Source organism: Bradyrhizobium sp. SZCCHNS3052, assembly GCF_032484495.1.
Classification (GTDB): Bacteria; Pseudomonadota; Alphaproteobacteria; order Rhizobiales; family Xanthobacteraceae; genus Bradyrhizobium.
The window spans coordinates 1,232,142-1,245,374 of sequence record NZ_JAUETB010000001.1; the positions used below are offsets into that span (position 1 = coordinate 1,232,142).

A 13,233-nucleotide genomic window follows, 5' to 3' on the forward strand; every position below is an offset into this window, starting at 1 on the left:
CTCAGACGAACATCGCGAGGATGCCGAGAGGGTTCTCGGGCCGCGGAACGCGGAAACTGATCGTCTTCCAGTCCGCAGCGGCCGGCCGTTCCAGGCAGCGATCGAGCCAGCGGTCGACATGGGGCCATGGTGACATGTCGAGCGTGCCGAGCCGGGCCAGCGTCATGACGGCGGCGACATTCAGGTCGGCCACGGTGAAGCGGCCGCTGACGAGATAGGGCCTCTCGGTGAGATGCCGATCGAGGACCGCCAGCGGACGGCCGAGCTTGGTGAGCGCGATCCCGAGCTCGTCGGCATCGCGCTTGTCGGCATCGAACAGGACGCGATTGGCTGCGGCGAGAAGCAGGGGCTTCTCGATCTCGGTCACGACCCAGAAGCTCCACTGGGTGACGAGCGCGTCTTCTTCCAGGGTGGCCGGAGAAAGGTCGCTGCGGTAGCGGCGCGCCAAATGAAGGTTGATCGCGAGCGACTCGAACAGGCGGATCTCGTCGGAGACGAACGCGGGCACGCGTCCGTTGGGATTGATCTTCAGGAAGTCCGGCGTGTGGGTGCTGCCGTCGGTGAAGCCGGTCGGAACGTGCTCGAAGTCGAGCGCGAGCTCCTTCAGCATCCAGGCGCAGCGATGCGCGCGCGAGTGCATCGAGCCGTACAGACGTATCATGGTGTTTCCCCGGTTGTGACAGGCCTGCTGCGAGGCTCTTTGTCATTGGAGTGTTTGTCGTTCAGCGCGAGGCGCTGGCGGATCCGCGGCTGGCGCCTCCGGTGGCCGGATGCGTTAAAGGACGTCGGCGTTCACCCAGATGCCGTGGAAACCCTCGTGCACCCGGCACGGGAAGCGGATTGTCGCAATGGGGCCGGCCGACAGATTGCGTGCGTCGAGGATGACGAGATCGGTGCGGTTCTCCGCCCGCCGTCCGACGATGCTGAGCAGCCAGCCGTCGCCCTCGGCTGCGTGCGCGCTGCGGGGAACGAAGCATGGCTCCTCGGGCGAGCTCTCGGGGCCGGCGTAGTAGAAGTCGAGCTTGCCTGTCTCCTCGTCGAAATGTCCGAGGCAGGTGAAGGGCGGTCCCTTGGGGCCGAAGGGCAGCATCGGGCCGAGCTTGGGATTGTTGGTGCCGAACCAGAAGTGCCGGACGCGGGCCATCGCGAAGCGCTGGTCGATGACCGGCATCTCGCCGATGTGTCCGATGAAGCGCGAGATGTCGATGGCGCCAGATGCACTCGACAGATCGATCGTCCAACGTTCGCCGAAGGGCGGCAGCTCCTTGGCCTCGGGATCGCGGATGTCCGGGAACTGGCTGAGCCAGCCGGACTCCGTGACGAACTGGTCGAGCACCAGGCGGCTGCCGTGCTCCCAGGCGTTGAAGGTGTGGGTCTGCATCGCGAGCTTCGGCGCGGTGAACCAGCGGATGCCGGCCACGCCCTGCCGGCGCGGGATCACGGCGACATGGGTCTGCCTGTGGCTGTCCCAATGCCAATAGGGCTCGCCCTTCCTGACGCGATCCCAGTCGCAGACCATCGGGCAGATCACGAAGGCGATGTAGTTGCGTGATACCAGGAAGTCGTGGACCATCGAGCAGTAGGGCGCGGTAAAGCGCTCGGTGCGGGTGAACTCGCCGTCCGGCGCGATGGTGTAGAGCTCGATGTCATTGCTGGCCGTGCCCTCGCAATTATAGGCGAACGCGATGCACTCGCCGGTGAGCGGGTCCATCTTGGGATGGGCGGTGAAGGTGCGGCTCCGGAGCTGGCCGCCGAAATCGGTCTCGCCACGGGTCTCCAGCGTGACCGGATCGAGCTCGTAGGGGCGGCCGGATTCCTTCAGGGCATAGAGCTTGCCATGGTGCCACATCACCGAGGTGTTGGCGGTGTTGGCATCCTCGCCCGCCACCTCGGGTGAATCGGTGAACGGATTGCGATAGGCGCCGAACAGCGCCTTGCGCGCCTGCCGCTCGATCAGGAACTTGCGGGTACGGACGTAGCGCATCGCCAGATCGGCATGACCGTTCTGGATGCGGACCATGTGCACCATGCCGTCGCCGTTGAGGAAGATGTCCTTGCCCAGCAGAGGCGGGTAGGTGTGGTCGGCGCTGTTGCGGTAGTAGACGCCTTCCAGCCCCGCCGGAATGCGGCCGATCACCTCGAGGTCGTGCACCTCGCCTTCGATCCGCACCGGAGCTGCATAGCCGGAGAACACGATATCCTGCGGAAACTCCAGGCCGTTGTGCTGCGTGACGTGTTTGTTCATGGGACTCTCCTTGGGGGCAGGGGGCTCAGGCGGAGCGCAGCATGGCCGGTGATGCGGCGGTGCGTGCCTTGAAGGTCAGCATCAGGACGACGGCGAGCGTGGATATCGTTCCGGCCACGTAGCTCAGGCCGCCGTAGCCCAGGCTCTCCACGATCGCGCCGGCGACGGCGGGTCCCGCGGCCGATCCGATCATCATCATCGCCGGTGTCGCCGCGACTGCGCGCCGGCTCGGGTCGATCTGCGACAGCAGTCCGAACAGGAACGTGTGGGTGAAGATCACGATCGAGACGTAGGGGATCGCAAAGGCCGCGTAGGTCGAGAAGCCCTGGGCATTGACGATCACGAAAGCCAGCATGGCCTGCAGCAGCGGGCCGGCAATGCCGATCGCGATCGGCGACAGGCGTCGTTGCAGGGCCGCCGCCAGCGCGCCGGGAAGCAGGTTGATGAAGCCGACGGCGATCAGAACCTTGGTGACGTCGTCCTGCGACAGCCCCTTGTGATGGCCGATGCGCTCCAGGAAGGAGAAAACGAGCGACTGGTTGAAGGCGAGGCAGATCACGACGGCGATGATCAGCCAGGCTCGGCCGGGCATCGCGTGCAGCATCTCGCCGCCGGTCTCGGCGGCGGCGACGGAGCGCGGGAAGCCGAGAGAGGCCAGGAGCGCCGCGACCGCCATGCTGGCTGCGAACACCGCGAACAGCAGGCGCGGGCTGATCGCATGGATCAGGGCCGGCACGGTGGCGAAGAAGGCGACGCTGAAGACGGCGAGCGCGACATTGGCGAGGCCGAACAGGCGGTGCGGATTGTCGGTACGGCCCATCGTGCCGTGCGTCATCGACAAGGCGGCACCGGCTGCGAGGCCCGCGATGGCGTGGATGATCGGCAGAACCCAGAATGGCACCAGCTCTGGCGGCCTGCCGGCGAGATAGCCGAACGCCGCAGCGGCCACGATGAAGCCGCCGACCACGATGCTGCGCGCGTCGAGCCGCGTGAACGATCGCGCGGTCACCAGGCTCGCGAGCACGATGCCCGCCAGGAAGCTGGTGACGGTCGCACCCGCCTGCGCGGGCGACAGACCGTAGAATTCGATGAACGTTCCGACCCAGACCGGCAGCGCCACCAGGTCCAGCATGCCGGCCACGTGGCACGTGGCGAGCACGACTCCACCCGAGCTCGATCGGCTCATGTTTCCCTCCCCGTGAACGGACCAGTCGCGGGGGCCCCTTGGCCCGGGCTTTCGCGCCCTCTGCCGACGCTGGTCCGAGCACACGCTAGGTCGAACCCGTGATCCGGCAAAATCGATTGAATTGCGCATCGTCATCGATACGATCGATACCAAGTGACAAGTCCAGGGGAAGGGAGCGCGCTGCGATGCGGCTGGACAGGTTCGATCTCAATCTGCTGGTGGCGCTCGACGCGCTGCTCGACGAGCGCAACGTCACGCGGGCTGCGGATCGCCTCCGGCTCGGTCAATCCGCGACCAGCGCCGCGCTGGCGCGTCTGCGCGAGTTCTTCGAGGACGAGTTGTTGACCCAGGTCGGACGGCAGTTCGAGCTGACGCCGCTCGCCCAGGCGCTGGTCGAGCCGGTCAAGGACACGCTCGTTCGTGCGCGCGCCGCGATCAGCACGAGGCCGGACTTCGATCCCTCGACGATCAGCCGCACGTTCCGGATCTGTGCATCCGACTACGCGACCTATGTGCTGGTGTCGCGAGTGGCGATCGCGCTCGCGCAGCGCGCGAGCGGATTCCAGCTCGAGATCGCGCATCTGCCCAAGCATGTCGAGCAGGTGTTCGGGCTCGGCGACATCGACCTGCTGATATTGCCCGAGCAGTATGCATCACGGATAGCGCATCCGCAGACGCATCTGCTGTCGGACGATCATGTCTGCATGATGTGCCGGGAGCGGCCGTTGCGGCGTGGCAAGCTGTCCGAGGACGATTATTTCGCGGCCGATCACGTCAACGTCCGCCTCGGCGAAGCCGGCTCCTTCTCGTTCGAGGAATTGTTCTTCCCGCGCGCCGGCCGGCCGCGAAAGATTGCCTGTACGGTCGATTCCTACTGCCTGCTGCCCAGGATGCTGTGCGGGACGGACCGGATCGCGACACTGCATCGGCTGCTCGCGCAGGATCTGGCGCTGCATTATCCCGTGAAGTTCGTCGGCTTCCCGTTCGAGATTCCGCGCCTGAACGAGTCCATGATCTGGCCCTCGTTCAGGGATCAGGACCCCAGCCACAAATTCCTGCGCCAGGTGTTCGCCGAATGCGCGGCGCAGATTGCGTCCGAAGGCCGGAGCAGGGCACGCGCGTCGCGCAAATGACCGGATGTTGTCTCGTGCCCGTCGGTCGGCGACCATTCCGACCTGCTGCTCGGCCCGATCGCGGCGAAGGATCTGGCCTTGCGCAAGGCGCTCAAGGATGTGCTGGTGCGGCTCAGCATCGGCCTCGAGGAGCCGGGCGAGTTGGGGAAAGATTTGTCGCGCTTTGTCGATGCGCTCGGCGCGGCGTGAGCCGGCCGGGTCCGGGCGCGGCCGGGCCAGCCATGGGCGGCCTCGGCGGCCGGTATCCCGGAATTGTCCGGTGTCGTGCCCGCCCGGCTGCAATGGTGTTTCGCCGGACCGGATGGTATGGCTCGACACACGCGCGATCGACGCGACCAGCAATGGACCGAGGCATGATCATGAGCGGCAAGCCGGTGATCCGGATCATTCTTGGGGTCGCGGCCCTCATTGTCCTGGCGGCAGCGCTGGTCGTCGTGTTCGATCCCGCCCTGGTCCGTGACGTCCCGATCATCGGGCGGGACAAAACGGCCGCGAGCGGAGCGGCAATCCCGGCGGCCGAAGCGCCGGGGCAGTCCGCATCGGTTCCGACCGCCGAGCAAGCGCCGTCCGCCGCGGACCATGGTCGCGGCGCGAGCCCGCTTGCGACGATGCAGCAGCAGGCGAGTGGTCTTGCCGACGCGCTGGGCCCGCTGGTTCCACAGTCGGGCGCCGAAAGCGATGGTCCGGCGTTCGATGTCGTCAACGTCGCTCCTTCGGGTGACGCCGTCGTCGCCGGGCGCGCAGCGCCCGGCGCCACCGTGGAGCTGCTGCGCAACGGCGAGGTTCATGACCGCGTCGTTGCCGACCGGGCCGGACAGTTCGCCATGGTGCCGCCCCGTCTCCCTGCCGGAACCTACGATCTGACCCTGCGATCGAAGCTCGCCGACGGACACGAGGTGACGTCGAAGCAGAGCGTGGCGGTGAACGTCGAGGCCGGGCGGCAGCAGGCCACGGTGGCTCTGCTGTCGCCGGATGAGCCGACGCGCGTTCTGTCGAAGCCGGCCGGCGCGATCCCGCAGGCGCTGGCGGTGGACGCGGTGGATCACGAGACGAATGGCGTCCTGCGCGTCAACGGCCGGGCGCGTCCGGGCGCGACGGTGAGGCTTTATTTGAACGATCGCCTGATCTCATCGACGGTGGCGGGTGCCGACGGACGTCTCAGCATCGCGATCGGCAAGGACGTCAGCCGGGCGGGCAAAGACCGGATCAGGCTCGACGAGGTCGATCCGGCATCCGGCTCCGTCCAGGCGCGCGCCGAGGTCCCGTTGAGCCTGCCCGACGACGCGACGACTGCATCGCTGTCCTCGGCTGTTGCGGGGACCGAGAGGGCCAAGGCTCGCGCGGCCGCTCAGTCCACGCTGGTCGCAGCTGCAGGCAACCCGCGTGAGGCGATCGTGCCCGCTGCCAGAGGCGAGCCGAAGATGACGACGGTCACGGTCGCCCGCGGCGATAGCTTGTGGCACATCAGCCGCCGCCTGCTCGGGGGCGGCACGCGCTACGCGGTCATCTACAAGGCAAACCGGGAGCAGATCCGAAGTCCCGATCTGATCTATCCGGGGCAGGTCTTCATGCTCCCGGCCAAGCGATAGGCCCGGCTCCGGAGCGCCCCCGCGGGGCGCTGCACCGCACCAACTTGATGTGAGCTGACTGACCTAGCCCGCGCTCAGCCGGACGCCGGCGCGCAGGAATTTCTGCGGGTCGACGGCTTCGCCGTCGATGCGGGTCTCGTAGTGCAGATGCGGGCCGGTCGAGCGGCCGGTCGAGCCGACCTCGCCGATGATGTCGCCGATCTTCACATGCTGGCCGATCTTGACGTTGATCTCGGAGAGATGGCCGTAGCGGGTGGAGAGGCCGTTGCCGTGATCAACCTCGACCATGCGGCCGTAGCCGCCGGCCCAGCCGGCGTTGACCACCTTGCCGTTGGCGGTGACGCGGACCGGATCGCCGGTGGCGGCGCGGAAGTCGAGGCCGGTGTGCATGGCTGGGCGGCCGAGGAACGGATCGGAGCGCACGCCGAAGCCGGAGGTGAACTCGACCTCGCCGATCACCGGCTTGCGATAAGGCACCAGCGACAGCGTGCGGTTCATCTTCTCGACCTGGGCGCGGGTGATGCTGATGCGGTAGAGCTGGCGCTCGAACGGACCGGATTCGGCGCCGAGCTTGACCGGCACGAACGGGCCGCCCATGCCGCCCTTCGGCGCCGCCGCTTCGAGCTGACCCATGTCGAGGCCGAGATCGGTGATGACGCCGCGCATCCGGCGCAGCTTCGATTCCAGCGTCTCCTCGGCCGAGGACAGCATCGCGATCTGCCGCGCCTCGACCTGGTCGAGCGAGCGCGTCAGCCGCGTCAGCACGTTGTCGACGCCGGCGAGCTTGGTCGATGGGTTCGGCTGCGCGTTGGCCATCACGGGGCTGCGCGATTCGAGCCGGGCCTCGCGGTCCGGCGGCGCGGTGAAGATCACGGTGTCGCTGATCGGCGACGGCTTGGGCGTGGCTGGCGCCGACGGCGGCTCGATCGCGACAGGCGCGCGCGCCGGGGCGCGGATCGAGCCGGTGATGTCGGGCATGCTGCCGAGCGCGGTGGCGCGGCCTTCAAGCGCGCTCTGGCGCTTCAGGATCTGGTCGAGCTTCTGGTCGAACTGCTCCTGGTCGAGCAATTGCCGGCTGGTGGCGCGATCGACCTTGGCGCGTAGCTCGGCGATGCGGTCCTCATAGGCGTATTGCATCTCGGCCTGGCGCGCGATCAGCCGCGTCAGCACGTCGTCGCGAAACGCGAAATAGGTCGCGGTCGCCGCCGACCACAGCCCGAGCAGGCTGACGGTGCCGACCACGATCCAGAATACCACCGGGCCGATGCGCACCTGCTTGCCGGCATGCACCAGCGTGTAGTCGCTCTGCGACGCGGCCGCGACCGGCGCCGGATGGCTGACGGGGGCGCGCCGATGGTGATGGGCGTGCCCACGGTCATGAGAATGGTGCTGGGGATATTCGGCGTGATGGCCGGAACGATACGACATCGGCACTCCCGCGCCGGCCGGAGATCGTCGTTCCAGCGGCGTCATTTACGGGAGCGATTTGACCCCTGCATGGTTAATTTTCCGCCAACGCCGTCAGGCGCATTCTCAGAGCGCGCGCGCCGCCGCGAGCACCGCGTCGGCATGGCCGTCGACCTTGACGTTGCGCCACACTTTGGCGACGCGGCCGTCGGCGCCGATCAAGACGGTGCTTCGGATGATGCCGAGAAACTTGCGGCCATAGAGCGACTTCTCGCCCCAGGCGCCGTAGGCCTCCAGCATCTCATGTGTCTCGTCCGAGATCAGGGGCACGGCGAGATCGTGCTTGTCGCGGAAATTGTCCTGCGCCTTGACCGAATCGGCGGAGACGCCGAGCACTGCGGCGCCGGCGGCGGCGAAGTCCTTCGACAGGCGGGTGAAGTCGATCGCCTCCTTGGTGCAGCCGGGCGTATTGGCCTTGGGATAGAAGAACAGCACGAGCTTCTGGCCGCCGTAATCGGCCAGCGAAACGGTTCCGCCGCCATCGCGCGGCAGCTTGAACGCGGGTGCCTTGACGCCCTCGGCGAGGCCCGTTCCAGTGGTGGCTGGCGTCCTGGGCCCGGCCTTCGCAGCTCCCGTTTTGGTGGTCGCGGCTTTGGACGTCGCGGTCTTTGCGGAGGTCGTCTTTGCGGAGGTCGTCTTGGTGGCTTTCGTCACTGCCGGTTTGGCCGTCTTCTTGGTGGCCTTCTTGGCCGCGGTGGCGAGCCGGTTCCCGTCAATCGCCCCGTAGGACGCCGGGTTGGAGGATTTCTTTTGTGATTCCTTTGACATACGCCTTCCTTTCGTCGCTTTCGGCGGCTCAAAAATGAAAGTATCTCGGTTCTTGTCCGGTGTCCCGGGATCGATCTGGAATCCGTGCTTCGCGGCGCGCAGGGGATCGTGTCTCTTGCGATGAAGCGAAGATCACGGCTACCAGCAGGCGTGAGCACCAGCGCAGTTGAGCACAGTGCAATGACGACTCTCGTACCGTCTCCGGATCAGACGTCCCCGCCACAGAATTCGTCCGGCGGTGGAGAGGCGCCGGTCCGCTGGCGCGAGCAGGTGGGCAAACCTGACGGCGGCGGGGTATAGTGACGAGGATGTCGCGCGTCGTCCGCGCCGCCGGCGAAGCGCCAGCGGCGTGTTGACAGCACCCGCCGAAGCGTGACGGGATCATTTGGGGCATCGAGTCCTGCCGGCAGTGAGCACGCGCGCTGCGTGAACGGGCGGGGCCACACCGGCGACCAACCTGGCCGAGGCCAGGTTGGCACGAATGTTTCGGACACGAGGGGCCGGCACCGAGAGGCAATGGCAAGACAGACATCACCCCACCGGCCCCATCTGCAAGCGGACACCCAGGGCCAGCAGTGGGATGAGGCCGACTGGGATGTGGCCGACCAGTATGAGGCTGCCGCCGAGCACGACGAGACGGTCGGGCAGCGCGCCCGGCGCCTGTTGTCGCGGCCCGATTCGGGCGGGAGCACCGGTCGATTCGGCTGGGCGCGTCCGCGTCTGCCGGGCGGCCGCGTGGCCAAGCGGATCGTCATCACGCTGGCATCGCTCATGCTGCTCGTCGGGCTCGGCTTCGCCGGCCTGTGGCTGCGGCTCGGTGCGGGCCCGATCAGCCTCGATCTGGCGACGCCGTGGCTCGCGGCGGCGATCGAGGACAATATCGGCCACGGCAACACCGTCGAGGTCGGCGGCACCCAGATCGAGCGTGCCGGCCGGATCAGGATCGCGGTCCGGATCCGCGACATCATCGTGCGCGATCAGGATCACGCCATCGTCGCCAGCGCGCCCAAGGCCGAGGTGCGGCTGTCCGGCGCCGCGCTGCTGATGGGCCAGTTGCGTGCCGAGAGCCTCAAGCTGGTCGACGCCGAGCTCGCGATTCGCATCACCCCGGACGGCACCGTCACGGTGTCGACGGGGGAGACCACCAAGCCGCTGGCAACGGGCGTCGCCTCCAAGCGCGATGCCGGCCTGCCGCCGACATTCCCGCGACCGGGACAGGCCGCGCCACCGCCCAACGCACCGGGACCGCAGGCCGGCTCGCAGCCAGCACCGCCGGCCATGTCGACTGTGTCCGCGACCGCTGCGCCGAACGGCCTGCTCGCCGGCCTGGACTGGCTCGACAGCCTCAGCCTCACCGGGCTCGATGGCCAGAACCTGAACGAGATCGGGTTGAAGAACGGCGTGCTGATCGTCGACGACCAGCAGCGCGGCAACAAATGGACGTTCGAGAACATCAGCCTCAGCCTGCGCCGGCCGTCCGGCGGCGGGGTGGCGCTGAGCCTCGGCGAAGAGGGCGCCAAGCCGTGGCAGCTGCGCATCCTGGTCGGGCCCCAGGCCAACGGCGTGCGCACGGTGGACATCAAGGCCGACAAGGTCTCCACCAGCAACATCCTGCTGGCGATGCGGCTCAAGGATCTCACCTACATGGCGGACCTGCCCATGACCGGCGAGATCAAGGGCGAGCTCGCGCGCGACGGGCTGCCGACCTATCTGCGCGGCAAGATCAACATCGGCGCGGGCAAGATCATCGACACCGATACGCCCGACTATCCGATGGCGATCGACTCCGCCGAGATCAGCATGGAATGGGACGCCGGGCGCCGCGTGCTGATCGCGCCATTGAAGGTGATCTCGGGCGCCAACCGCATCACGCTCAACGCCAATCTCGAGCCTCCGAACGACACCGCAAACGACTGGCGGCTGGGTCTCAACGGCGGCACCATTCTGCTCGGCGCCATCGAAAACGAGCCACCGCTGATCTTCAACCGCATCTCGATCAACTTCCGCTTCGACACCGAGGGCAAGCGCGTGCTGCTGACGCAGGCGGAGGTCTCCAATGGCGAGATCGGCGTCGCCGGCACCGGCAGCGTCGACTATGCCGGCGAGCCGCGGCTGAAGCTCGGCTTCGCGGCGACGCCGATGCCCGCGCTGGCGATGAAACGGATCTGGCCGGCGCTGATCGTGCCGGAGGTGCGGGCCTGGATCATCGAGCGCATCGAGCGCGGCTCGGTGCAGCGGATCGACGTCGCCGTCAATTCGCCGACGCGCAACCTGCCGCGCAAGGGGCCGCCGATTCCCGACGATGGTCTCGACGTCAACATCGTCGCCACCAATGTCACCGTGCATCCGGTCGACGGCCTGCCGTCGGTGCGCGATGCCGACGTGAAGGCGCATGTCACCGGCCGCACCGCGACGGTGACGATCGGGCAGGGCGTCGCGGATACGCCGGCCGGGCGCAAGCTCAACTTCTCCGACGTCGTGTTCGAAGTACCGGACATGGCGCCGAAGCCGTCGCCGTCGCGGGTACGCATGCGCGTCGAAGGGCAGGTCGCCGCTGCCGCCGAGATCCTCGCCTCCGACCGGCTCAACGATCTGTCGTCGATGCCGATCGATCCCAACCAGACCAAGGGAACGTTCCAGGCCAGCGTCAATCTCGCGATGCCGGTCAAGGGCGAACTGACCAAGGCCGACACCAGCTACGCGGTCACGGCCGATCTCAATGGCTTTGCCGCCGACAAACTGGTGATGAACCAGAAGCTCGAGGCCAACACGCTCAAGATCGTGGCCAACACCGCCGGCTATCAGGTGAAGGGCGACGTCAAGATCAACGGCCAGCCGGCCACGCTCGACTATCGCAAGCCGACGGAAGGCGACGCCGACATCAAGATGCAGGCGATCCTCGACGATGCCAGCCGGGCTCGGCTCGGCATGGATCTGGGCACCGCGATCACCGGCAACGTGCCGCTCAAGCTCAATGGCAAGATCGCCGGCTCCAGCGATCGCGACAGCCGCATCGGCGTCGAGGCCGATCTGACCCAGCTCAAGCTCGACAACCTGCTGCCGGGCTGGGTGAAGAATCCGGGCAAATCCGGCAAGGCCACCTTCAACGTTGTCGCCAAGCAGCAATCGACACGCTTCGAGGACATCAACATCGAAGGCGGCGGCGTCTCCATCAAGGGCTCGCTGGAAGTCGACCAGAACGGCGACCTGATGAACGCCAACTTCCCGACCTATTCGCCGTCGGAAGGCGACAAGACGCAGCTCAAGGCCGAGCGCGGCCAGGACGGCGTGCTGAAGCTGTCGATGCGCGGCGACGTATTCGACGGCCGCGGCTTCCTGAAGTCGGCGATCTCGGGCACCAACAAGGACGCCGACAAGAACAAGGCACGCTCCAACCTCGACTTCGACGCCGAGGTCAAGCTCGGCGCCGTCGCCGGCTTCAACGGCGAGGCGCTGCGCAGCGTCGACCTCAAGTTCTCCAGGCGCGGCGGCGCCTTCAAGAGCTTCAATTTGACCGGCAAGGTCGGCCGCGACACGCCCGTCACCGCCGACATCCGCGTCGGCCGCGAGGCGCCGAGCGCCGATCCTCGCGCGCGTCGCCAGGGCCGCGAGGTGATCTATCTCGTAACCAACGATGCCGGCGCGCTGCTGCGCTTCGCCGACACCTATTCCAAGATGGCTGGCGGCGAGCTGGAACTGGCGATGGAGCCGCCGACGGCCGACTCCAGCCCAAAGGAAGGCCTGGCGATCGTTCGCAACTTCACCGTCAGGGGTGAGCAGGCGCTGGATCGCGCCGCCTCCGGCGCAGCACAGGGCGCCTCGCAAGGCATCGCCTTCACCATGCTGCGCGCGGAGTTCACGCGGCAGAACGGGCTGCTCTCGATCCGCGACGGCGTCGTCAAGGGACCGACGCTCGGCCTGACCATCGAGGGCAGCATCGACTACAACGTCAACCAGGTCCGGGCTTCGGGCACGATCGTGCCGCTGTACGGGCTGAACAACATGTTCAACCAGATCCCTATCGTCGGGCTGTTCCTCGGCGGCAGCAATGAAGGTCTGTTCGGCGTGACCTATGAAGTTGTGGGCACGCCAAGCCAGCCTGTGGTGCGCATCAACCCGATCTCGGCCATGCTGCCGGGCGTGACGCGCAAGATCATGGACTTCAACACCGGCAAGCAGCCATACCCGCCGGCGGAGCTGCCGCCGAACAATTGACGCTGCCGGCCGCCGGCGTTCGGCGACGTCAACGAACCGATCGATGCGGTTCAGGCCGCTCTGACGCCAGCAAGGAAGGTGTCGACCTCGCGGGAGAGCTGCTCGGCCTGCTTGGAGAGGTTGCCGGCCGCGATCCGCACGTGGCCGGCGGCGCTCCCGGTCTCATTGGCCGCCGTCGAGACGCCGCCGATGTTGGCGGTGACCTCGCGGGTGGCCTGCGCGGTCTGGGTGACGTTGCGCGCGATCTCCGCGGTGGCCGTTCCCTGTTCCTCGATCGCCGATCCGATCGTGGCCGCGATCGCGGACACCTCCTCGATGGTCAGGGTGATGCCGTCGAGCGCGCCGACCGCTTCCCGCGTCGCGTTCTGGATCTGGGCGATGCGGTCGCCGATCTCCTGCGTGGCCTGTGCCGGTCTGGCTGGCCAGGCTCTTCACCTCCGCCGCGACCACGGCAAAGCCGCGCCCGGCTTCACCGGCGCGCGCGGCCTCGATCGTGGCGTTGAGCGCCAGCAGGTTGGTCTGGCCCGCGATGCTCGAGATCAGCTCGGCGACGTGCTCGATCTGCTTGGCGCCATCGGCCAGGGCGCGGACGATCCCGTCGGTATGGCGCGCGCTTTCGACGGCGCGTCC

Annotated in this window: 8 protein-coding genes and 1 pseudogene; 3 read left to right on the forward strand and 6 right to left on the reverse strand. The window is 67.4% G+C overall.

The genetic code is table 11. From position 1 onward, the window contains the following. Position 1 precedes the first annotated feature (1 nt). The 3 genes from QX073_RS05670 to QX073_RS05680 all read right to left on the reverse strand — a co-directional run bounded on the left by QX073_RS05670 (position 2) and on the right by QX073_RS05680 (position 3,431). Positions 2-661, reverse strand: coding sequence for a glutathione S-transferase family protein (locus QX073_RS05670; protein WP_315751685.1), 660 nt, complete (start codon positions 659-661; stop codon positions 2-4). 114 nt (positions 662-775) lie between these two features. Beyond that, entirely contained in the window at positions 776-2,245 is a 1,470-nt protein-coding gene (locus QX073_RS05675; protein WP_315751684.1) for a carotenoid oxygenase family protein, read from the reverse strand. A gap of 25 nt (positions 2,246-2,270) precedes the next feature. Then, positions 2,271-3,431, reverse strand: a complete 1,161-nt coding sequence (locus QX073_RS05680; protein ID WP_315751683.1) for an MFS transporter — start codon at positions 3,429-3,431, stop codon at positions 2,271-2,273. A 185-nt stretch (positions 3,432-3,616) separates the two neighbouring features. On the opposite strand from QX073_RS05680, the gene QX073_RS05685 reads away from it, so the two are divergent. Then, positions 3,617-4,564: a LysR family transcriptional regulator gene (locus QX073_RS05685; RefSeq protein WP_315751682.1), complete on the forward strand. Its 948-nt coding sequence runs from the start codon at positions 3,617-3,619 to the stop codon at positions 4,562-4,564. 353 nt (positions 4,565-4,917) lie between these two features. After that, entirely contained in the window at positions 4,918-6,153 is a 1,236-nt protein-coding gene (locus tag QX073_RS05690) for a LysM peptidoglycan-binding domain-containing protein (RefSeq protein WP_316225439.1), read from the forward strand. A 63-nt stretch (positions 6,154-6,216) separates the two neighbouring features. On the opposite strand, the gene QX073_RS05695 is transcribed toward QX073_RS05690, so the two are convergent. After that, positions 6,217-7,581, reverse strand: coding sequence for a M23 family metallopeptidase (locus QX073_RS05695; protein WP_315712165.1), 1,365 nt, complete (start codon positions 7,579-7,581; stop codon positions 6,217-6,219). A 105-nt stretch (positions 7,582-7,686) separates the two neighbouring features. Then, positions 7,687-8,388: a peroxiredoxin gene (locus QX073_RS05700; protein WP_315826877.1), complete on the reverse strand. Its 702-nt coding sequence runs from the start codon at positions 8,386-8,388 to the stop codon at positions 7,687-7,689. A gap of 516 nt (positions 8,389-8,904) precedes the next feature. On the opposite strand from QX073_RS05700, the gene QX073_RS05705 reads away from it, so the two are divergent. Further along, positions 8,905-12,603: a DUF3971 domain-containing protein gene (locus QX073_RS05705; protein WP_316225440.1), complete on the forward strand. Its 3,699-nt coding sequence runs from the start codon at positions 8,905-8,907 to the stop codon at positions 12,601-12,603. A gap of 50 nt (positions 12,604-12,653) precedes the next feature. Here the strand turns inward: QX073_RS05705 and QX073_RS05710 are convergent. Then, positions 12,654-13,233: pseudogene (locus QX073_RS05710) on the reverse strand (methyl-accepting chemotaxis protein); the annotation flags it as partial.

Bases quoted from the DNA above. Each gene is read 5' to 3' on its own strand.
- QX073_RS05670 (WP_315751685.1), bottom strand. From the start codon at position 661: ATGATACGTCTGTACGGCTCGATGCACTCGCGCGCGCATCGCTGCGCC.
- QX073_RS05675 (WP_315751684.1), bottom strand. From the start codon at position 2,245: ATGAACAAACACGTCACGCAGCACAACGGCCTGGAGTTTCCGCAGGAT.
- QX073_RS05680 (WP_315751683.1), bottom strand. From the start codon at position 3,431: ATGAGCCGATCGAGCTCGGGTGGAGTCGTGCTCGCCACGTGCCACGTG.
- QX073_RS05685 (WP_315751682.1), top strand. From the start codon at position 3,617: ATGCGGCTGGACAGGTTCGATCTCAATCTGCTGGTGGCGCTCGACGCG.
- QX073_RS05690 (WP_316225439.1), top strand. From the start codon at position 4,918: ATGATCATGAGCGGCAAGCCGGTGATCCGGATCATTCTTGGGGTCGCG.
- QX073_RS05695 (WP_315712165.1), bottom strand. From the start codon at position 7,581: ATGTCGTATCGTTCCGGCCATCACGCCGAATATCCCCAGCACCATTCT.
- QX073_RS05700 (WP_315826877.1), bottom strand. From the start codon at position 8,388: ATGTCAAAGGAATCACAAAAGAAATCCTCCAACCCGGCGTCCTACGGG.
- QX073_RS05705 (WP_316225440.1), top strand. From the start codon at position 8,905: ATGGCAAGACAGACATCACCCCACCGGCCCCATCTGCAAGCGGACACC.